Source organism: Proteus alimentorum, from assembly GCF_002607735.1.
Lineage (GTDB): Bacteria > Pseudomonadota > Gammaproteobacteria > Enterobacterales > Enterobacteriaceae > Proteus > Proteus alimentorum.
Genome location: NZ_NBVR01000018.1, coordinates 69,327 through 89,527, shown reverse-complemented (window position 1 = coordinate 89,527; position 20,201 = coordinate 69,327). Strand labels below are relative to the sequence as shown.

The 20,201-nt window shown below is 40.8% G+C and carries 19 protein-coding genes and 1 pseudogene; 12 read left to right on the top strand and 8 right to left on the bottom strand.

Annotated elements, in window-relative coordinates:
* Nucleotides 1-11: 11 nt before the first annotated feature.
* The 5 genes from rng to mreB form a co-directional block, all read right to left on the bottom strand.
* A complete protein-coding gene (rng, locus tag B6258_RS03360) occupies nucleotides 12-1,481 on the bottom strand; it encodes a ribonuclease G (RefSeq protein ID WP_023582889.1) in 1,470 nt (489 codons plus the stop codon).
* A complete protein-coding gene (locus B6258_RS03355) occupies nucleotides 1,478-2,065 on the bottom strand; it encodes a Maf family protein (RefSeq protein ID WP_099074082.1) in 588 nt (195 codons plus the stop codon). Before B6258_RS03355 ends, rng begins: the two co-directional genes overlap by 4 nt.
* 52 nt (nucleotides 2,066-2,117) lie before the next feature.
* Nucleotides 2,118-2,606 (bottom strand): rod shape-determining protein MreD, encoded by a 489-nt coding sequence (gene mreD / locus B6258_RS03350; protein WP_099074081.1) that lies wholly within the window; start codon nucleotides 2,604-2,606, stop codon nucleotides 2,118-2,120.
* A gap of 5 nt (nucleotides 2,607-2,611) precedes the next feature.
* The gene (gene mreC, locus B6258_RS03345; RefSeq protein ID WP_099074080.1) at nucleotides 2,612-3,664 is read right to left on the bottom strand and encodes a rod shape-determining protein MreC; all 1,053 of its coding nucleotides are present in this window, start codon (nucleotides 3,662-3,664) and stop codon (nucleotides 2,612-2,614) included.
* Between the two features lie 91 nt (nucleotides 3,665-3,755).
* Nucleotides 3,756-4,799 (bottom strand): rod shape-determining protein MreB, encoded by a 1,044-nt coding sequence (gene mreB, locus B6258_RS03340; RefSeq protein ID WP_023582893.1) that lies wholly within the window; start codon nucleotides 4,797-4,799, stop codon nucleotides 3,756-3,758.
* 688 nt (nucleotides 4,800-5,487) lie between these two features.
* Here mreB and acuI point away from each other — a divergent pair.
* The 9 genes from acuI (at nucleotide 5,488) to fis (ending at nucleotide 13,641) form a co-directional block, all read left to right on the top strand.
* Complete coding sequence (gene acuI / locus B6258_RS03335; protein ID WP_099074079.1) at nucleotides 5,488-6,462, top strand: acrylyl-CoA reductase (NADPH); 975 nt, start codon at nucleotides 5,488-5,490, stop codon at nucleotides 6,460-6,462.
* A gap of 430 nt (nucleotides 6,463-6,892) precedes the next feature.
* Nucleotides 6,893-7,336, top strand: a complete 444-nt coding sequence (gene aroQ / locus B6258_RS03330; RefSeq protein ID WP_006535378.1) for a type II 3-dehydroquinate dehydratase — start codon at nucleotides 6,893-6,895, stop codon at nucleotides 7,334-7,336.
* A gap of 33 nt (nucleotides 7,337-7,369) precedes the next feature.
* Entirely contained in the window at nucleotides 7,370-7,840 is a 471-nt protein-coding gene (gene accB, locus B6258_RS03325) for an acetyl-CoA carboxylase biotin carboxyl carrier protein (RefSeq protein WP_023582895.1), read from the top strand.
* A 12-nt stretch (nucleotides 7,841-7,852) separates the two neighbouring features.
* Nucleotides 7,853-9,202 (top strand): acetyl-CoA carboxylase biotin carboxylase subunit, encoded by a 1,350-nt coding sequence (gene accC / locus B6258_RS03320; RefSeq protein WP_088493822.1) that lies wholly within the window; start codon nucleotides 7,853-7,855, stop codon nucleotides 9,200-9,202.
* A 240-nt stretch (nucleotides 9,203-9,442) separates the two neighbouring features.
* The gene (locus B6258_RS03315) at nucleotides 9,443-9,691 is read left to right on the top strand and encodes a YhdT family protein (protein ID WP_023582900.1); all 249 of its coding nucleotides are present in this window, start codon (nucleotides 9,443-9,445) and stop codon (nucleotides 9,689-9,691) included.
* Complete coding sequence (panF, locus tag B6258_RS03310; protein ID WP_099074337.1) at nucleotides 9,681-11,126, top strand: sodium/pantothenate symporter; 1,446 nt, start codon at nucleotides 9,681-9,683, stop codon at nucleotides 11,124-11,126. The genes B6258_RS03315 and panF overlap by 11 nt, the downstream gene beginning before the upstream one ends.
* 23 nt (nucleotides 11,127-11,149) lie before the next feature.
* A complete protein-coding gene (gene prmA, locus B6258_RS03305; protein ID WP_099074078.1) occupies nucleotides 11,150-12,031 on the top strand; it encodes a 50S ribosomal protein L11 methyltransferase in 882 nt (293 codons plus the stop codon).
* A gap of 321 nt (nucleotides 12,032-12,352) precedes the next feature.
* On the top strand, nucleotides 12,353-13,324 hold the full coding sequence (gene dusB / locus B6258_RS03300; RefSeq protein WP_099074077.1) for a tRNA dihydrouridine synthase DusB: 972 nt from the start codon (nucleotides 12,353-12,355) through the stop codon (nucleotides 13,322-13,324).
* Between the two features lie 20 nt (nucleotides 13,325-13,344).
* A complete protein-coding gene (fis, locus tag B6258_RS03295; RefSeq protein WP_004245342.1) occupies nucleotides 13,345-13,641 on the top strand; it encodes a DNA-binding transcriptional regulator Fis in 297 nt (98 codons plus the stop codon).
* Between the two features lie 216 nt (nucleotides 13,642-13,857).
* Here fis and B6258_RS03290 read toward each other — a convergent pair whose 3' ends face one another.
* A complete protein-coding gene (locus tag B6258_RS03290) occupies nucleotides 13,858-14,385 on the bottom strand; it encodes an SMI1/KNR4 family protein (protein ID WP_099074076.1) in 528 nt (175 codons plus the stop codon).
* A gap of 137 nt (nucleotides 14,386-14,522) precedes the next feature.
* Between B6258_RS03290 and B6258_RS03285 the strand changes: the two genes are divergently transcribed.
* The gene (locus B6258_RS03285) at nucleotides 14,523-15,266 is read left to right on the top strand and encodes a hypothetical protein (protein WP_099074075.1); all 744 of its coding nucleotides are present in this window, start codon (nucleotides 14,523-14,525) and stop codon (nucleotides 15,264-15,266) included.
* Nucleotides 15,267-15,384: 118 nt separating this feature from the next.
* A pseudogene (locus B6258_RS18470) lies at nucleotides 15,385-16,577 on the top strand (cyanate transporter).
* 94 nt (nucleotides 16,578-16,671) lie between these two features.
* On the opposite strand, the gene B6258_RS03275 reads toward B6258_RS18470, so the two are convergent.
* Together B6258_RS03275 and B6258_RS03270 are read right to left on the bottom strand one after the other, a co-directional pair.
* Nucleotides 16,672-17,619 (bottom strand): carbamate kinase family protein, encoded by a 948-nt coding sequence (locus B6258_RS03275; RefSeq protein WP_099074074.1) that lies wholly within the window; start codon nucleotides 17,617-17,619, stop codon nucleotides 16,672-16,674.
* Nucleotides 17,620-17,942: 323 nt separating this feature from the next.
* Nucleotides 17,943-18,677, bottom strand: a complete 735-nt coding sequence (locus B6258_RS03270; protein ID WP_099074073.1) for a glycerophosphoryl diester phosphodiesterase — start codon at nucleotides 18,675-18,677, stop codon at nucleotides 17,943-17,945.
* A 174-nt stretch (nucleotides 18,678-18,851) separates the two neighbouring features.
* Here B6258_RS03270 and ugpB point away from each other — a divergent pair, with 174 nt between their 5' ends.
* Nucleotides 18,852-20,159 carry a sn-glycerol-3-phosphate ABC transporter substrate-binding protein UgpB gene (ugpB, locus tag B6258_RS03265; protein ID WP_099074072.1) on the top strand — a complete coding sequence of 436 codons (1,308 nt, stop codon included), beginning with the start codon at nucleotides 18,852-18,854 and terminating at the stop codon, nucleotides 20,157-20,159.
* Nucleotides 20,160-20,201: the final 42 nt, after the last annotated feature.

The following is a 20,201-nucleotide window of genomic DNA, read 5'->3' as shown; positions in this document are numbered from 1 at the left end:
AGGCGAATCCATTACATCATCACCACGTCAAATTGCTCCTGACTATAGAGTAGCTCAGTTTGCACTTTCACTTGTTTACCGACAAAAATTTCAACCTCTGCTAATGCATGTGACTCATCACCTTTTAATGCTTCGGCTACTGCTGAGGAGGCGTAAACTAAGAAGCGATCGGCATCAATCGTTTTATGCACACGCACTATTTCACGTAAAATCTCATAACAAACTGTTTCAACTGATTTTACCGTACCTCGCCCTTGGCAAGTTGGGCAGTCATCACAAAGCACATGTTCAAGGCTTTCTCGCGTTCTTTTACGTGTCATTTCTACTAAGCCAAGTTGAGAGAAGCCATTAATCGTTGTTTTCACTCTATCTTTACTTAGCGCTTGTTCAAGTGATGCCAATACTCTGCGTTTGTGTTCATCATTATTCATATCAATAAAGTCAATAATGATGATACCGCCCAAATTACGTAACCGTAATTGACGAGCAATGGCTTGGCTTGCTTCAATATTAGTATTAAAAATCGTTTCTTCTAAATTTCGATGACCAACAAATGCTCCAGTATTAATATCAATAGTGGTCATTGCTTCAGTTTGATCGATAATCAGATAACCACCTGATTTCAATTCAACTTTGCGCTCTAAAGCCCGTTGAATCTCACTTTCTACCCCATAGAGATCAAAAATAGGTTGATTTCCTTGGTGTAATTCAAGTTTAGCGGTTAATTCAGGAATATATTCACCAATAAATTCCTGTAGTTGATTATAGGTTAATTTAGAATCAACTCGTATGCTATCTAATTCAGAACCTGCAAAATCACGTAAAATACGTTGTGCTAAAGCCAGCTCACCATAAATTTGAATGCGGGTTTTATTTCTTTTCTTACGCTCAATAATTTTATTCCATAGGCGTTTAAGAAAAGCGGCATCTTGTTTAATCTCATTTTCGCCAACGCCTTCGGCGGCAGTACGAATAATAAAACCACCATTTTCATCGCAATACTCTTCAACGAGTTGCTTTAAACGCTCACGCTCTTCTTCACTGTCAATTCGCTGAGAAACGCCGACATGAGACGCACCAGGCATAAACACTAAATAGCGAGAAGGTAATGTAATATCGGTGGTAAGGCGAGCGCCTTTGGTTCCTAAAGGATCTTTAACCACTTGTACAATTAAGTCTTGTCCTTGATGCACCAGTTGCGCAATATCACGAACATTAAATTTTTTCTGCTCTTCACCCGCAATACATTCAGTGTGAGGCATAATATCAGAAGCATGTAGAAAAGCGGCTTTATCCAGCCCGATGTCAATAAATGCAGCTTGCATCCCGGGTAATACACGACTTACCCGACCTTTGTAGATGTTTCCGACGATACCTCGTTTAGCTTCTCTTTCGACATGAATTTCTTGAAGTATGCCTCCGCGAATATAGGCAACACGAGTTTCAGATGGCGTCACATTCACTAATAACTCAGCTGTCATGAAATCTCCTTCTCATTAGCTAGAGACGAAAATTGAGCTATCAATGCTTCGGTTTCAACAAGAGGCAATCCGACAACAGCATGATAACTTCCCTCAATCCGTTGAACAAAACGGCCTCCTTTTCCTTGAATACCGTAAGCGCCAGCTTTATCCATTGGCTCCCCTGACTCAATATACGCGCTAATCTCACTCTCTGTCATCTCTCTAAAAGTGACGTGTGTGACGACTAATTGACTCAATGTATGTGTGCTATTCGAGATAGCAATTGCCGTCATCACTTGATGTGTTGCACCTGAGAGTGCACGTAGGATTTGCGCGGCATGGGTTTTATCACGAGGTTTTTCAAGAATATGCCCATCATGAACCACAATAGTATCAGAGCCCAAAACGGGATAATCATGAGGTGCTTGTCTTACACCTTCTTGTGATTTTTCTTTTGCCAAACGAAGAACATACTCTTCTGGCCTTTCACCTTGTTGCCAAATTTCATCAATTGCTGGCGTGATAATACTAAATTCAACATCTAATAACGCGAGAAGTTCACGTCTTCTTGGTGAGCTGGAAGCAAGGTAAAGCGTGGTCACAAATAATGTCCTCATGACGGTAACGCAAAAGTGACCGCCATGATCCAATAACTTAGTGAACTAAAAACTGGTGACGGATTTTGCGAAGCAAAAAATAAAGCCATGGCCAAAGAATACCACTGACTGGACTATTCCAGAATACTTGAGGGTGAAAAGTCACAGGTGAAAGTAAAAATTCTGCCCAAAATACAGCAAGATCAACAACGACAACACTTAACATCACCACTAAGGCTTGTTGCCATAACGCTAAATTACAAAAAAGCTGATATTTAAAGGCAATGACATAACTCACTAAAGTATAAGCCAATGCATTGACACCCAAGGTTGTTCCTTGGACGAGATCCATAATCATACCTAAGACAAATGCAGTTCCGACACTGACTTGATGAGGAATCGCAGTTATCCAATAAATAAGAAATAACATGGGCCAAATAGGTCGATACACTTCTAACTGTTCTGGCCATGGCATAATTTGTAGCACTAATGTGACAAGAAAAGAGAGCCAAACAACCCAACGCCCACGACTTTGATATGGATTCATCGCGTCTACCTACTTCTATTTATATTAGCAGGTGTATTTGTTGCAGCGGGTGTCGTTGCTGGTGTCGCGGTTCCGTTAGTTCCTTCAGTCGTATTGTCTAACGGCTCTTGAGACATAGAACGAGGAAGCGGTGGCCCGGCTTGTTCATAATTAGGTAAAACTTGAGGCATCAGTTGCATTAAACGCTCATTAGCCGCGTGATAAACTTCTGAAGGCAGAGGAGGTTCTCCCGTTTTATCCGATGTATTCCATAATAAAAGCAAATAGCGTAAACGTTGTAGCTCTGCTGAAGGTCGAACATTAATCACGGAATAAGCCCGTTGATTATCCACTTTAACTGAAGATACCACACCAACAGGATACCCTTCTGGGAAACGACCGCCCAATCCTGATGTCACTAAAACATCGCCGACACGAATATCAATATTGGCAGGTAATGCTTCTAACAACAAGTCATCGGCACAGCCTGCACCAGAAGCGATCACACGAATATCGTTACGTAAAACTTGTACAGGTAATGCATGAGAAGTGTCACATATTAATAGTACACGACTCGTAAGCTCACTTACGGCAATAACTTGTCCGACAACACCTTTATCACTAATAACAGGTTGCCCTTCATAGACGCCATCGTTGGTTCCTTTATCAATAACCACTTGATCTCGATAAGGCGTACTATTACCAGACAGTACTTGTGTTACTGTCATTTGTTCATTTTGGCGCAGTGGTGAACCAAGTAATTCTCGTAAACGGGCATTCTCTTGCTTAAATTGCTCCAGTAATTGGCTTTCTCCGCTGCGAACTAACAACTCTTTTCTTAACGCTTGATTCTCAAACTGTAAACGCTCACGCGTGGCAAATGTTTCTGAAATTTGATCAAGGAAACGGCGTGGGCCATTTGCCAGAAAATAGAAGGGACTAACAGCAGTATCAAGATACTGGCGGACTTTAGAAAATGCACCAATACGGTTATCAGCAATCAATAAAGAGATAGCGACAACCACGGCGATTATTAATCTTAGTTGCAGGGAAGGGCCCCGACTAAAAATTGGCTTCATAAACTCTAAGATCACTCACACGGAGAAGTAAAAGTACAGGCGTTAATATTCTCACCAAGGGGGAATCCATTCTCCCTTGTTAGAATTAATCTCAATCTTCGCTAAACAGATCGCCACCGTGCATATCGATCATTTCTAATGCTTTACCACCACCACGAGCAACACAAGTCAGTGGATCTTCTGCAACAATGACAGGAATACCTGTCTCTTCCATTAATAAACGGTCTAGGTTACGTAATAATGCACCACCACCGGTTAATACCATGCCACGCTCTGAAATATCAGAAGCTAATTCTGGCGGACATTGTTCTAATGCAACCATGACAGCGCTTACGATGCCGGTTAATGGCTCCTGCAAGGCTTCAAGAATTTCATTAGAGTTTAATGTAAAGCTACGAGGTACACCTTCTGCAAGGTTACGACCGCGAACTTCAATCTCATTGACTTCATCAGACGGGTAAGCTGAACCGATATCGTGTTTGATACGTTCTGCCGTTGCTTCACCAATCAGTGAACCGTAGTTACGGCGCACATAGTTAATGATAGCTTCATCAAAACGGTCACCACCGATACGAACAGAAGAAGAGTAAACGACACCGTTTAATGAAATCACGGCAACTTCTGTTGTACCACCACCAATATCGACCACCATTGAACCTGTTGCTTCAGAAACTGGTAAGCCTGCACCGATTGCCGCAGACATAGGTTCTTCAATTAAGAACACTTCGCGAGCACCCGCACTTAATGCTGATTCACGGATAGCTCGACGTTCTACTTGAGTGGCTCCTACTGGTACACAAACTAATACACGAGGACTTGGACGCATAAAGCTATTGTTATGAACCTGTTTTATGAAGTGCTGAAGCATTTTTTCGGTTACATAAAAATCAGCAATCACACCGTCTTTCATTGGACGGATAGCAGCGATATTCCCAGGTGTACGCCCTAACATCTGTTTGGCTTCATGCCCTACAGCTGCAACACTTTTTGATGTGCCAGCGCGATCTTGGCGAATAGCGACAACGGAGGGTTCATCGAGAACAATACCCTGTCCTTTGACATAAATAAGGGTATTGGCGGTACCCAAGTCAATAGACAAATCGTTGGAAAACATGCCACGAAATTTTTTAAACATACGAAAGGATAATCCTGCAAGCCGGGACGGAAAAATCCGTCTACTCTATCAACCACAATAAGCAGCGACAAGGCGCGATTCACTACTTAGATTAAAGTGGACACGTAAATAATCATAAAGGCACAATATTCTACGTTACTTTTCCCAATTGGAGCAGAAAAAAACTGCATAAAAATGGGCTAATTAGAACGATTAACGCATAATTTCGATCCTACGCTGTTCATATTTGACTTATGTAACAATACAAACAACGCTCATATCAATAAAGAAAAATCTTACTTCGCTGCCACACTGTGACTCAAAAGTCTCATTGCAAGTTCAAATAAAATTTATTCATTTGAATAAGCACAATGACTCTATTGATATTAAATGGTGTTTCACTGGCAAAATTTGACTGAGATAACAACCAAAGTACCCACCTCGAATACTTCTAAAACAACGCATTATCTTTATTTCGAGCAATAAAGAGAAATGCTCATTTTTATCCAATCGTAAACCATTAATGGTGTTATCTAATTACCAAGATATAAAACTCAGAATAATCTCTGCACCAATAAACGTAGAACCCCCGTTTATACACTAAAAAAGGATTATTTGTCTCATTATTACAATAGATATTGTGCACAATCACGACGAGATCTAAAAAATCACCTATCATGACACAAATAGAAATCGATGAGGGGTCAAGATGAAAGCATTATTAGTAGAACAAAATGACAACAAACTTAGTGCCAGCGTACAAACCATTGATGAAAAAACACTGCCTATTCATGAGGTTATTGTCGATATTCATTACTCAACGCTTAATTATAAAGATGGACTCGCGATCACTGGCAAAGGAAAAATACTGCGCCAATTCCCAATGGTACCGGGTATCGATTTTTCGGGTATTGTTCATCACAGTGAAGATCCTCGATTCCACATTGGTCAACATGTCTTATTAACCGGCTGGGGAGTAGGCGAAAGTCACTGGGGGGGGCTTGCACAAAAAGCAGGTGTAAAAGGTGATTGGTTAAGCGTCGTACCAGAAGGACTCTCTTTAAAAAATGCCATGATCATTGGGACTGCGGGTTTTACTGCCATGCTTTGTGTGATGGCATTAGAACAAGGCGGTGTCACACCTGAAAGTGGTGATATTTTAGTCACCGGAGCCAGTGGTGGTGTCGGAAGTACTGCCATTAGTCTGCTAACCGCATTAGGCTATCAAGTCACCGCATTAAGTGGCAGAGCGAGTAACCATGACTATTTACGCAAACTCGGTGCCAAAAATATTATCACTCGTGAAGAGTTTGAACCTGCGGGTAGAGCTTTAGATAAACAACATTGGGCGGGTGCAATTGATACCGTCGGTGGGCAAATTCTTGCCAATATCCTGTCGCAGACAAACTATAACGGAACAGTAGCGGCTTGTGGATTAGCAGGCGGTTTCTCTTTGCCAACAACTGTCATGCCTTTTATTTTACGTAATGTTCGCTTACAAGGTGTCGATTCTGTTTATTTCCCAGCAGAAAAACGTGCTCAGGTTTGGCAACGTTTATTAAAATTACTACCAGAAACATTCTATCAACAAGCGATGACAGAAATTACACTGGATGAAGTTCCTCGTTACGCTCAGATGATTATGGATAATCAAGTGACAGGTAGAACCTTAGTAAAACTCTAGTTCTCGATTTTTATCTGCTTATTTCTGGCATTAATTCACCTTGTTGAGTGCCAGAATAAGCTTCTTTGTGTGTGAAATGGTCATTAAATTGTGATGCGGATCACATTTATGATATATATTGATGATTGATCTCAAAGAAGCTCAGATTTCCAGTGACATCAATAAATAACGTGGTGTTATGATTATTTTTTAGACACCTGTTTATTTTGCTTTCTCGCGTTTACAACTTTGCAAAAACTTTTAACTTTTCATCAAAATAAACCCTTCATTCCCTGATTAGACCAGTATTTTGCTGTTATCTTCTGTGAAATGTCTATAATGTCGGACTTTGTGATATGTATCGTAGCAATGGATACAATAAAAGATGACAAAACGAAAAGCACAGGTTATTTTGTCATTTCGTTGACGAATTGACGGAGATAGAAGCATAATGTCGGAAAATTTTCATATTTTGCTCCTGAATGGTCCGAATCTAAACCTGCTTGGAACAAGAGAGCCGGAAACCTACGGACACTTAACTCTGGATGATATCGTTCAAAGTTTGTCAGCAGATGCTCAGGCATTAAATGTGAAACTCAGTCATTTTCAGTCTAACGCTGAATTTGAGCTGATAAATAAAATTCATGCGGCTCGGGGCAATGTCGATTATATATTAATCAATCCTGCAGCTTTCACGCATACCAGTGTTGCACTGCGTGATGCATTATTAGGGGTGAATATTCCATTTATTGAAATTCACCTGTCCAATGTCTACAGTCGGGAGCCTTTCCGCCACCATTCATATCTCTCTGATATCGCAACAGGCGTAATCTGTGGATTAGGTGCAGAAGGTTATCGATTTGCTTTACAGGCAGCGGTCAGCCGCTTGTCTTAATAAAAAACATCAAAAAGAGTACGGAATCAACTCATGGATATTCGTAAAATTAAAAAACTGATCGAGCTAGTCGAAGAGTCTGGCATTTCTGAACTGGAAATCTCTGAAGGTGAAGAGTCAGTACGTATTAGTCGTAACTCTGGTCTTCAGGGTCAAATGGCTCCTCAGCAATATTTTGCGGCACCAGTGGCACCTCAACCTGCATTAGCAAATGCAGTTGCGCCTGTAGCGCCAGAAACACCAGCAGCTACACCGACGCAAGAAATCAGCGGTCACGTTGTTCGTTCACCAATGGTCGGAACGTTCTACCGCTCACCAAGCCCTGAAGCTAAGAAATTTGTTGAAGTCGGTCAGCAAGTCAATGTAGGCGATACTCTGTGCATCGTTGAAGCAATGAAAATGATGAACCAGATTGAATCTGACAAAGCGGGTGTTGTTAAATCTATCCTTTGCCAAGATGGCGACAACGTTGAGTTTGACGCTCCACTCTTTGTTATCGAATAACGAGGCAGGTCCATGCTAGAAAAAATCCTCATTGCCAACCGTGGTGAGATAGCACTGCGTATCCTAAGAGCATGTAAAGAGCTTGGGATCAAAGCAGTTGCCGTTCACTCCACGGCAGACCGTGATTTAAAACACGTTCTGCTGGCAGACGAGACTATCTGTATTGGTCCCGCTGCTTCAGCAAAAAGTTACCTAAATATCCCTGCAATTATTGCAGCGGCTGAGATCAGTGGCGCACAAGCCATTCATCCAGGATACGGTTTCCTGTCGGAAAATGCTGATTTCGCAGAACAAGTTGAACGCTCAGGCTTTATTTTTATCGGCCCAAAAGCTGAAACCATCCGCCTAATGGGTGATAAAGTTTCTGCTATTGAAGCGATGAAAAAAGCAGGTGTTCCTTGTGTACCAGGATCAGACGGTCCTTTAGGTAACGACACTGCGAAAAATATTGAAATTGCTAAACGTATTGGCTACCCAGTTATCATCAAAGCCTCTGGTGGCGGTGGTGGACGCGGTATGCGTGTTGTTCGTTCTGAAAAAGATCTGGAACAATCCATTACAATGACGCGTGCAGAAGCAAAAGCAGCATTTAGCAACGACATGGTATACATGGAAAAATACCTTGAGAACCCACGCCATGTTGAAATTCAAGTTATGGCTGATGGTCAAGGTAATGCAATCTATTTGGCTGAACGTGATTGCTCAATGCAACGTCGTCACCAAAAAGTGGTTGAAGAAGCGCCAGCACCGGGTATTACCCCTGAAATCCGTAAAAATATCGGCGAACGCTGTGCGAACGCCTGTATTGAAATCGGCTATCGTGGTGCAGGTACATTCGAATTCCTGTATGAAAATGGTGAATTCTACTTTATTGAGATGAATACCCGTATTCAGGTTGAACATCCAGTAACAGAAATGATCACTGGCATCGACTTAATTAAAGAACAGTTACGTATTGCATCTGGCTTACCTTTATCAGTAACGCAAGATCAAGTTAACGTTCATGGTCATGCAATTGAATGTCGAATCAACGCAGAAGATCCAAAAACCTTCATGCCAAGCCCGGGTACAATTACTCGCTTCCACTCACCGGGTGGATTTGGCGTGCGTTGGGAATCGCATATTTACGCAGGTTATACTGTTCCACCTCACTATGATTCAATGATTGGTAAATTGATCACTTACGGTGAAACACGCGAAATTGCGATCTCTCGTATGAAAAATGCGTTGGCGGAACTTATCATTGATGGTATTAAAACCAATATTGAACTGCACCAGTTCATTATGAATGATGAGAATTTCCAAAAAGGTGGTACAAACATTCACTACCTTGAAAAACGTTTAGGTTTAGCGGAGAAATAATCTTTCTCGCTTAACCAGAAAAGGCATAGTTTATTTACTATGCCTTTTTTTATTGCTGATGCCCCCTCTTTTAATTAAAAAACCCGCACTTCATTTATTCAAGTTTATATTTAAAAACAATAAGATACTTTATTTTAAATACTCACTCATGACTTTGTGATTAATTTTCACTGAATCAATACTCACTTTCCCGTACAATCCTCCCATTCATTTTTAACCCTATTAAAATTGGGAGAACAGATGGACAAACGTTTTGTTCAGGCCCACAAAGAAGCCCTTTGGGCCCTAATTCTAACTTTTATGTATTTGTTAGGTTGGTTAATTACCGCCTATTTACCTGATAACACACTAGGCATTACTGGTTTACCTCTTTGGTTTGAGCTTTCATGCTTATTCCTACCTGTTTTGTTTTTTTTGTTGTGCTATCTGATGGTGCGCTACTTTTTCAAAGATATGCCGTTAGGAGATGAGCATGACGATGCAAACTGAGGTCATAGTGCCACTGATTGGCTACCTTCTACTGGTCTTTTTGCTGTCGGCTTATGCTTATCGTAAGCGCGAAAAAGGCGAATTTCTTAACGAATATTTTCTTGGTAACCGCTCAATGGGTGGTTTCGTGCTAGCCATGACTATCACTGCAACTTATGTCAGTGCAAGCTCTTTTATTGGCGGGCCGGGTGCAGCCTATAAATACGGTATTGGTTGGGTATTGCTTTCAATGATCCAACTTCCTGCTATTTGGCTCTCTCTGGGGGTGTTAGGAAAGAAATTTGCCATTTTAGCGCGCCGTTATAATGCCGTGACCTTAAACGACATGCTCTATGCACGTTACAAAAGCCGTTTCTTGGTCTGGTTTGCCAGTTTAAGCCTGTTAGTCGCTTTTGTCGGCGCGATGACCGTGCAATTTATTGGCGGAGCACGTTTATTAGAAACTGCAGCCGGTATTCCTTATGAGTTCGGCTTGCTGATCTTTGGGATCTCCATTGCACTGTATACTGCAATTGGCGGATTTAGAGCCAGCGTATTAAACGATGCTTTACAAGGTCTTGTGATGCTGCTCGGTACCTTTATTCTCCTGTTTGCCATTATCTATAAAGCAGGTGGATTAGATGTTGCGATACAAAAACTCAATACCATCGATCCCGCATTAACTTCTCCTCAAGGGGCTGATGGGATTTTAAGTGGCCCGTTTATGGCATCATTCTGGGTACTTGTCTGTTTTGGCGTTATAGGCTTGCCACATACTGCGGTACGTTGCATCTCTTACAAAGACAGTAAAGCCATGCATAAAGGGATCATTATTGGCACAATCGTGATGTCATTATTGATGTTTGGTATGCACTTTGCTGGTGCATTAGGTCGGGCGATCATTCCTGATCTGACTGTTCCTGATCAGGTTATTCCAACATTAATGGTTGAAGTATTACCGCCGATTGCAGCTGGTATTTTCCTTGCTGCACCAATGGCTGCCATTATGTCGACGATAAATGCGCAACTGTTACAATCATCAGCAACGTTGGTCAAAGATCTCTATCTCAATATCGCTCCGCATGCGATCACTAATGAAAAACGTATCTCTCGTTTATCAAGCCTTTCAACCTTGATTTTAGGTGTGTTACTGCTGTTTGCTGCATGGAACCCACCCTCAATGATTATTTGGCTTAACTTACTTGCTTTTGGTGGCCTACAAGCTGTTTTCTTATGGCCTTTAGTGCTTGGGCTTTATTGGGAAAAAGCTAACCGTTATGGTGCGATTGCAGGCATGATCACTGGTGCCGCACTCTATGCCACTCTTGCGACATTTAATATCCAGATAGCTGGATTCCACCCCATTGTTCCATCACTGTTATTGAGCTTAGTCGCGTTTCTTGTGGCTAATCGATTTGGAGAGCATACTCTGCCTCAATCAGCATCATTACAGTGAATTCGTTTTTAAAGAGACTAATTATGCCTTGGATACAATTAAGACTTAATGCAACCGCCGCTAATGCAGAAGCTATTGGTGATGAATTGGTTGAAAGCGGTGCCGTTTCAGTGACTTTCCAAGATAGTCACGATACCCCTATTTTTGAACCTTTACCGGGTGAAACTCGCCTTTGGGGTGATACTGACGTTATCGGTTTATATGATGCAGAAACTGACATGAAAATCGTTGTGGCGATGTTAGAAAATACGCCATTACTCGGTCAAGGCTTCCTGCACAAAGTTGAACAACTCGAAGATAAAGATTGGGAACGTGAATGGATGGATAACTTCCACCCAATGCGTTTTGGCGAGCGTTTATGGATTTGCCCAAGCTGGCGTGAAGTACCTGATCCTAACGCCGTGAACGTCATGCTAGACCCTGGTCTTGCGTTTGGTACAGGTACCCACCCTACGACCTCATTATGCCTTCAGTGGCTTGATGGCTTAGATTTAGCGGGTAAAACGGTTATCGACTTCGGTTGTGGTTCTGGCATTTTAGCTATTGCGGCATTAAAACTGGGTGCAGCAAAAGCCATTGGTATTGATATCGATCCTCAAGCCATCCAAGCAAGCCGTGATAATGCACAGCGTAATGGTGTTTCTGACGCACTCACCCTGTATCTTGCAAAAGACCAGCCTGATAACCTCAGTGCCGATGTTGTCGTCGCTAATATTTTAGCCGGTCCATTGCGTGAACTTGCGCCTGTTATCAGTACACTGCCCCGCCAAGGTGGATACCTAGGCCTTTCTGGTGTGTTAGCGACACAAGCAGAAGGTGTAGCAGCCGCCTATGAAGGACTATTTAACTTAGATCCTGTTGCCGAAAAAGAAGAGTGGTGCCGTATTACCGGTGTGAAAAAATAACACTGAATAAATATTAACCAAAATGAGATAATCTCATTGCGTTAAAATTTCACTTAATTATTGTTTATCAGGCATTAGTCACATTTTTGCCTGATAAACTCTACTTAGTTCCACTTGTTTATCAATTCTATATCATCAATTTTTAATTTTTTAAAAATAGATAACACTTTGTTTTTATTAATTAAATAATCAATTCACAAAAAATCAAGTGTAAAAAAGTAACTTTTTTTCGCAATTTGGTTAAACTTTGTCCTTTCATATCTGGCAAAAAATGCGTAATATACGCGCCCTTGCAGTCACAGTTTGGCCCTCTTTTCATCTATGCGAATCGGACAGTATCAGTTAAAAAATTGCCTTATCGCGGCTCCCATGGCTGGCGTTACAGACCGACCTTTTCGGTCGCTTTGCTATGATATGGGTGCAGGTATGACAGTTTCTGAAATGCTTTCTTCCAATCCTCAGGTTTGGCAGACAGACAAGTCTCGATTACGAATGGTACATAGTGATGAATTGGGGATCCGCTCCGTACAAATTGCAGGAAGTGATCCCGTTGATATGGCGGCCGCTGCGAAAATAAACGCAGATAGTGGCGCTCAAATTATCGACATTAACATGGGTTGCCCTGCAAAAAAGGTGAATAAAAAGCTAGCCGGTTCAGCATTACTTCGTCATCCCGAGCTTGTCGCAGAGATCCTCTCTGCTGTGGTTAACGCGGTAGATGTGCCTGTTACTCTCAAGATCCGTACTGGCTGGTCACCTGATGAACGTAACTGTGTAGAGATTGCCAAATTGGCTGAACGTTGTGGTATTCAGGCTCTCACTATTCATGGGCGTACACGCGAGTGTTTGTTCAAAGGGGAAGCCGAATACGACAGCATTCGGACAGTTAAGCAGAATGTTTCTATTCCCATTATTGCGAATGGAGACATAACAGACCCGCTAAAAGCCAGAGCAGTATTAGACTACACTGGAGCCGATGCTTTGATGATCGGTCGCGCTGCTCAGGGAAGACCCTGGATCTTTCGGGAAATCCAGCACTATCTGGACACAGGTGAACTGTTGCCCCCTCTGCCGATTGCAGAGGTACAACAAATAATGCAAAAGCATGTGCGTGAGTTGCACGACTTTTACGGTCAAGGCAAAGGAACTCGCATTGCACGCAAGCATGTCTCTTGGTATCTCAAGGAACATGCCCCTGATGACCAGTTTCGGCGCTCCTTCAACGCCATAGAGGATGCCAGCGAACAGCTGGAGGCGTTGGAAGCATATTTCGAAAATTTTTTGCGTAAATAAATAAAAGAGCTGACAGAACTATGTTCGAACAACGCGTAAATTCAGACGTACTAACAGTTGCCACCGTAAATTCACAAGATCAGGTGACCCAAAAACCTTTACGTGACTCAGTTAAACAAGCACTGAAGAACTATTTTGCTCAATTAAACGGTCAAGATGTTAATGACTTATATGAGCTAGTATTGGCTGAAGTTGAACAGCCATTGTTGGACATGGTAATGCAGTACACCCGTGGCAACCAAACGCGTGCAGCACAAATGATGGGCATTAACCGCGGCACACTGCGTAAGAAACTGAAAAAATACGGCATGAACTGATCCTAGTCAGTTAGGTCTATTTTTATAAAAAGCCTTTTTTGGGTTTCCAGAAAAGGCTTTTTTGTTGCCTATTTTTCACGCTTGCTCTATAACATAAATCATTAAGTTACCAAATATGGTAACATGCTCTTTTGTATTTCAATTAAATAACTGAGTAAAAGAACACTATACTCATTTCGCAATCAAACTAAAAAACGTTAGTCACTCGATTACCTATCAATATCCTGAAACAAATGTAATGTTTTCTGATGGGAACCCCTCAGGGAATGACTGGCAACGTATTCGTTTTGATAATACTCCCTCTAAAAATCCAGTCAGATTTTCTGTAATAAATTCTACCTCTGATCCTCTAGAGGGAATAATTGCCATTGTCCAATGCTCACTATTTTCTGATAAAACAACCCAAAAAAGCGTATCACCATTATCTGTCTCACCAATAGGCAAAAGCCCATTATGTTTTGGGTATAGAATAAAAGGATAGTAATCAGGATCTTCATTGATTAATGAATCGAAATCGTCAAGGATCCACGCTTTTTGCTGAAAAAAATTAATGTACTCATTTTCACTAAAGGGGTTAAATAACGTAATAAAATTGGCTATTTGTCCTGAGCCATATTGCATAACAAGTTCAATATAGTCTTGAGGAAAGGTGTATCGATTATCAATAAGCGGCCATTCCTTACCTTCTCCTCGATTTATCGGATATAAAGGTATTGGTAGCCTCTGATTTAATGCTGTTAACATTCCACCCTCACTGATTTGATTTCCATTTTATTGCTCAATTTATGGTATTTTATCTTTACCTTCTTTTTATCATAATTCAGCCAATTTCTATCACTCTAGTTAGGTGATAAAAATGCGATACCAACAAGACGATAATAATGACAACACCCTCACATACCATTACTTTTATTGATAGCGCTTACCCTAAACCTCATAATATTGAAGAATTTGTCTGGTCAGGTCGATTAGATAAACATGGTCAACTTTGGTTTGATCTGCACCTTAGAAGTGCCAGTTACTATTTAAGTGAAGGTAAAGATTATCTTGATGATATAGATGAAGATGAATTAGATGATGAGGAAGAATATACCAGCCTTGTTGATTGGCAATCTAAGATTGTCTGGGATAATTATCATCGTTGCACTCTCTCCTCAACATTTTGGTCAGATGAAAAAGGCATTCTACTGAGCACAGGCGAAATTCCTTTTGATTTTGACAACTTTGTCACGCACCAATTTAATCTTGATACTGCACCACAAATAAATAATTCTGAAGACGATGAAGAGCCAACCGCAATTTCCGCGTTCAGTCTTTATTTATTAGGACATGATGAATGTAAAAACCATCAAATTCACTTTCAACGTCAAAAAAATAACACTTATCACATTAATTGGAGTGGAAAAATCGCACTAACTTATGGGGGATTTGATGAATTTATCCATCAATTTATTGCAAGATTAGAAAATATTTCTTTTGATGGTTTTTATTTCCCTAAATCGTGGGATTTAGAGAAAGCAGCACTGGAATTTAAAAAGGTACTTTCTCATTTTGAACATTATGAGTTTGTATTAATTAATCCCCAAAGTCAGATTAAACAGTGGAAATTAAAATATATCGCTTAAGTAGCGTGATGATTAATTAAAATACCTAATGATATTTATGTTGATATAAAACCCCTCATCTGTTTATATCAACATTGTTCATAAAGTAGATAATATTTATGTTTATCAGGGAATTATAATGACTGCCTTACCAAGAAAAAAAACATGGCAGATTGTCCTGACTATTATTTTAATCGGGATAAATTTACGCCCCTTCTTAACTGGCCCAGGCCCTATTATTGATAATATTATTGTATCAACAGGAATGAGTTATAGCCAAGTCTCATTACTCACCTTATTACCCATGCTTTTAATGGGAATAGGCGCATTAATCGTTCCTTTCTTACAATCTTATATTCAAGTTCGGAAAGGGCTGTTAGTCGCAATGTTGTTGCTTCTTATCGGCTCATTTTCTCGAGCTTATGTTTCTGATGGCAATCAGTTATTACTGACTGCCCTCTTTTGCGGTTTGAGCGTTGCTTATATTCAAGCAGTATTTCCTGGCACTATTAAAGGATGGTTTGGACATCGAACGCCTATTATGATGGGGCTGTATTCCGCCATGCTAATGGGGGGAGGCGCATTAGGTGCTCAATTATCCCCGATTATTACGCATCTAATGGTCATTGGCAAAATGCTTTAGCGTGGTTTGCACTTCCAGCAGGTTTTGCATTTGTCGCTATTCTTTTTTCTATTAAAAACAGTGTCACATCTGCTAATAAACTATCACTCAATACCTTAATTTGGCGCCCCAGAACAAGATTGCTTATTTTAGGTTTTGGTTGCGTTAATGCAGGTTACGCCTCTGTTGTGACATGGCTGGCACCTTTCTACCAATCGTTAGGAATGCCAAGCGCACAAAGTGGCTCTCTTGTCGCTATCCTTTCTCTTTTCCAAGCCTCTGCCGCTTTAATTATTCCGTTCTTAGCGGCTAAAAATCACGACAGACGTTTTTGGCTTATGCTGACATTAGTAAGTCAATTTATCGGTTTTATTGCAATAATGGCTATTCCAATGAGTGCGCCTTATCTGTGGAGTATTTTCTTAGGCTGCGGCTTAGGTGGATGTTTTTCCATGATGATGATTGTCGCGCTCGATCATATTCCTGATCCCTCGCAAGCGGGTGCTCTGTCAGCCTTAATGCAAGGTGGTGGCTTTATTATTGCGGCTTTTGGCCCTTTAGTTGCTGTGCTATTACGCCAACCGGATGGAAGCTTTACTTATGCATGGGCATTTCATGCTATTTTAGTGATTGTGACTATCGGATTATTTGCACGATTAAATCCTCGTCATTATGCAAAAGCCTATCCCGCTAATCATCCTACTCAATAGCTCCCTATATTTAAGGCTCACACAAAATAAGCGCCTTACTGTTTACAATAAGGCGCTTATTAATGACATTATCAAACACTACTTATGGCAATGATTAGGCAACGATATGCGTTCCTGTTTCACCTTTTAAGGCTGAAGCCAGTTTTTCTGGCGTTGTGATAATCACTCTTTTTCCACCAGCGGCTAAAAATGAGAGGCTGGCTTCAATTTTAGGAAGCATACTGCCTGGTGGGAAATGCCCTTCATGCATATATTGTGTCATTTCCTCAACCGATGTTTCACCCAATGCTTTTTGTTCTGGCTTACCAAAATGAATACAGACTTTTTCAACACCAGTGGTGATGATAAGAATATCTGCATGTAATTCTTTTGCGAGCAATGTTGATGACAAGTCTTTATCAATAACGGCATCGACACTTTGGTAATTTCCCTGTGCATTTTTAATCACAGGAATACCACCGCCCCCCACTGCAATGACGACATAGCCGTATTCTGACAGTGACTTAATTGCGCTAGATTCAATAACATGTTGTGGAATTGGGGAGGCAACAACACGACGATAACCACGGCCAGAATCTTCAACAAAATGCCATTGAGGATTTTCTTTCTTTAGTTGCACCATCTCTTGTGCAGAGAAAAATGCACCAATAGGTTTTGTTGGAGAAACAAAATTGGGATCGTTTTCATCGACTTCAACTTGTGTGATAAGGGTAATGGCTTGTTTATTTTGTTGAACACGAAGCTTATTCGTTAACGCTTGTTGTATTAAATAACCAATACCGCCTTGTGTATCAGCAACACAGTTAGCTAAAGGTGTTAACGGCAAACCTTCTTGCACATGCGCCACTTCAGCGCGACGTAAATCAAGCCCGACTTGTGGCCCATTACCATGAGTTAAAACAATATTATACCCTTCAGCCACCATATCACTAATATGGGCTGCAACCTCTTGTACTGCTTGTTCTTGATGAGCGATAGACTGGCTAGCATTGTCTTTAATAATACTGTTGCCTCCAATGGCAACAACAACGAGTTCTTTCATATTTCACTCTCAATGATATTATTGGCAATTAAAGTAGAAATAACGCACCTCTACTCTTAGAGGTTGGGTGGATAAGGTCGCCATATTCGCTAACCATTTTCCCCATTTTTATTTTTAATGAGATAAACATTACCGCGTTGAATAATACCTATTCATTAATTGCGCAGGATAATAGCAGAGAATGTAAAGAAAACATCAATTACTCAACATTTCTCTTATTTAATTTATGTAATTAAAATACGAAAGGAAAAGGATAAAAGGCGTCATCAAACACATCAATAACGCCTTATTCAATATAAGTAAGCAGGATTGTTAGTACTTTTTCACTTTGCTATTTGATCAACATTGGGTAGATAAACATCAGGCATATCAGTGATCAGCATATCAACCCCCCATTGCTCAAAATCTTTCACTTCTTCAGGATCATTCGGGGTATAACAATAAATTTCATACCCCGCTTGTTTCAGCATTTGAGCTTGTTCTTGTGTGAGATATTTGTAATTACAATGCACACTAAAACCATCGATCGCTTTTAGTGTTTCTAACGCATTATCAGGAATTTCATCCCACAATTGGCCTCTGCGAATAGAAGGTAGGTATCGTTTCATAACGATCAGTGCATGCGTATCAAAAGAAGAAAACAGAATTTGCTCATTCGGAATATCTGCACTTTTTATCATGTCAGAAACCGCTAAACATAAACGTTCAACATCATCATCAGGCCATGTTTTCAGTTCAATATTGAGCTTTGTTCCTGAACGCTTAATGAGCTGCAATCCTTGCCTTAAAGAAGGAACTTTCTCACCTTGATAGAGTGAACTAAACCAACTTCCAGCATCAAGGCGATGTAAATCATCTAAGGTATGAAAACGCACAGCGCCTTGCCCATTCGTGCAACGATTAACTGTTTTATCATGAATAAGCACAGGAACATGATCCGCGGTTAATTGCACGTCCGTTTCAATCCATTCACACCCGAAATCAATCGCCATTTTAAACGCAGCCAGTGTATTTTCAGGCGCTTTTCCAGAAAAACCTCGGTGAGCAGCTATCTTCATTTCTCTCTCCTTTTCATTTGTGCCGACATCATGACAACCATTTATGACAGCAATTTGACAGTCATACCATCAATATATCTTCATTTAATTGTCACCCCTTTGTCATAAACAACATTTAGGGTAATCCGCAGATTAGATTGCACCTTTAACTTTCGATTAAAAAGGAAATTCTGCATGTCGATAAAATCAATAACAGGTCTTGCTGTTGCAATGGCGTTATTTACTTCTCCTACACACGCAAAAACACAAATTGAATGGTGGCATGCAATGGGAGGTGCGCTCGGTCAAAAAGTAAATCAAATCGCCTCTGATTTTAACGCCAGTCAATCTGAATATGAGATAAAACCCGTTTATAAAGGCACTTACGCTGAAACGATGACCAGTGCAGTGGCTTCATTTCGTGCTAAAAACCAACCCGCTATTGTGCAAGTCTTTGAAGTGGGCACAGCGAGCATGATGGGGGCAAAAAAAGCCGTTTTTCCTGTTTATCAATTAATGGAAAAAACCAACGAGCCTTTTGATCCTAATAGTTATTTATCAACTGTCACGGGCTATTACACCACCAGCGATGGAAAAATGATGTCACTGCCGTTTAATAGCTCTACACCTGTACTTTATTACAACAAAGCCCTCTTTAAAAAAGCAGGCATAGAACAACCGCCAAAAACATGGAAAGAGATGGAAGCAGTTTCTCAGAAACTACTCGATTCTGGAGTGAAATGTGGATTTACCACCACATGGCAATCATGGACACAAATCGAAAACTTTGGTGCGCGTAATAATTTACCTATTGCGACAAAAAATAATGGGTTTGATGGCGTTGATACGACTTTCCTTTTTAATAAGGCACCTTTCGTTAATCATATTCAACAAATGGCAGATTGGTCGAAATCCGGTATTTTCAAATATGGCGGACGTCAATCGGATGCAATGCCTCTGTTTTATACCCAAGAATGCGCCATGGTGATGGAATCATCCGCAGGATTTGCAGGTATTAAAGAAAATATGAAAGGTCTTGATATTGGTGTTAGCCAATTACCTTACGACGATACTCTGGTACAAAAACCAGCAAATACCATTATTGGTGGTGCATCGTTATGGGTAATGTCAGGGCGTCCAGATGCCGAATATAACGGTGTTGCCAAATTCTTTACCTATCTTTCAAGCCCTGAAGTTCAAGCCGATTGGCACCAAGCAACGGGTTATTTGCCAGTCACTAAAGCCGCTTATGCATTAACACAGCAACAAGGCTTTTATCAGCAAAATCCTGGCGCAGATACAGCAATATTACAAATGACGACCTCAGAACCAACCACCAATTCAAAAGGATTACGCTTTGGTAATTTCCTGCAAACTCGAGAAATCGTTGATGAAGAGTTAGAGAAAGTGTGGTCAGGAAAACAAAGTGCTCAAGTTGCGTTAGATAATGCGGTTACGCGTGGGAATGAGCAGTTACGCCGTTTTGAACGCACTCAACAATAGTCACTTACATTAGGCGAGCAAAGTCGCTCGCCTTCTGCTTTT

Excerpts from the sequence above, each read along its gene's own strand:
- aroQ (WP_006535378.1), top strand. The coding sequence starts at position 6,893 with ATGTCGGAAAATTTTCATATTTTGCTCCTGAATGGTCCGAATCTAAAC.
- B6258_RS03275 (WP_099074074.1), bottom strand. The coding sequence starts at position 17,619 with ATGAAAGAACTCGTTGTTGTTGCCATTGGAGGCAACAGTATTATTAAA.
- B6258_RS03315 (WP_023582900.1), top strand. The coding sequence starts at position 9,443 with ATGGACAAACGTTTTGTTCAGGCCCACAAAGAAGCCCTTTGGGCCCTA.
- prmA (WP_099074078.1), top strand. The coding sequence starts at position 11,150 with ATGCCTTGGATACAATTAAGACTTAATGCAACCGCCGCTAATGCAGAA.
- dusB (WP_099074077.1), top strand. The coding sequence starts at position 12,353 with ATGCGAATCGGACAGTATCAGTTAAAAAATTGCCTTATCGCGGCTCCC.
- ugpB (WP_099074072.1), top strand. The coding sequence starts at position 18,852 with ATGTCGATAAAATCAATAACAGGTCTTGCTGTTGCAATGGCGTTATTT.
- fis (WP_004245342.1), top strand. The coding sequence starts at position 13,345 with ATGTTCGAACAACGCGTAAATTCAGACGTACTAACAGTTGCCACCGTA.
- acuI (WP_099074079.1), top strand. The coding sequence starts at position 5,488 with ATGAAAGCATTATTAGTAGAACAAAATGACAACAAACTTAGTGCCAGC.
- accB (WP_023582895.1), top strand. The coding sequence starts at position 7,370 with ATGGATATTCGTAAAATTAAAAAACTGATCGAGCTAGTCGAAGAGTCT.
- B6258_RS03290 (WP_099074076.1), bottom strand. The coding sequence starts at position 14,385 with ATGTTAACAGCATTAAATCAGAGGCTACCAATACCTTTATATCCGATA.
- accC (WP_088493822.1), top strand. The coding sequence starts at position 7,853 with ATGCTAGAAAAAATCCTCATTGCCAACCGTGGTGAGATAGCACTGCGT.
- mreD (WP_099074081.1), bottom strand. The coding sequence starts at position 2,606 with ATGAATCCATATCAAAGTCGTGGGCGTTGGGTTGTTTGGCTCTCTTTT.
- mreC (WP_099074080.1), bottom strand. The coding sequence starts at position 3,664 with ATGAAGCCAATTTTTAGTCGGGGCCCTTCCCTGCAACTAAGATTAATA.
- panF (WP_099074337.1), top strand. The coding sequence starts at position 9,681 with ATGCAAACTGAGGTCATAGTGCCACTGATTGGCTACCTTCTACTGGTC.
- B6258_RS03270 (WP_099074073.1), bottom strand. The coding sequence starts at position 18,677 with ATGAAGATAGCTGCTCACCGAGGTTTTTCTGGAAAAGCGCCTGAAAAT.
- B6258_RS03285 (WP_099074075.1), top strand. The coding sequence starts at position 14,523 with ATGACAACACCCTCACATACCATTACTTTTATTGATAGCGCTTACCCT.
- mreB (WP_023582893.1), bottom strand. The coding sequence starts at position 4,799 with ATGTTTAAAAAATTTCGTGGCATGTTTTCCAACGATTTGTCTATTGAC.
- rng (WP_023582889.1), bottom strand. The coding sequence starts at position 1,481 with ATGACAGCTGAGTTATTAGTGAATGTGACGCCATCTGAAACTCGTGTT.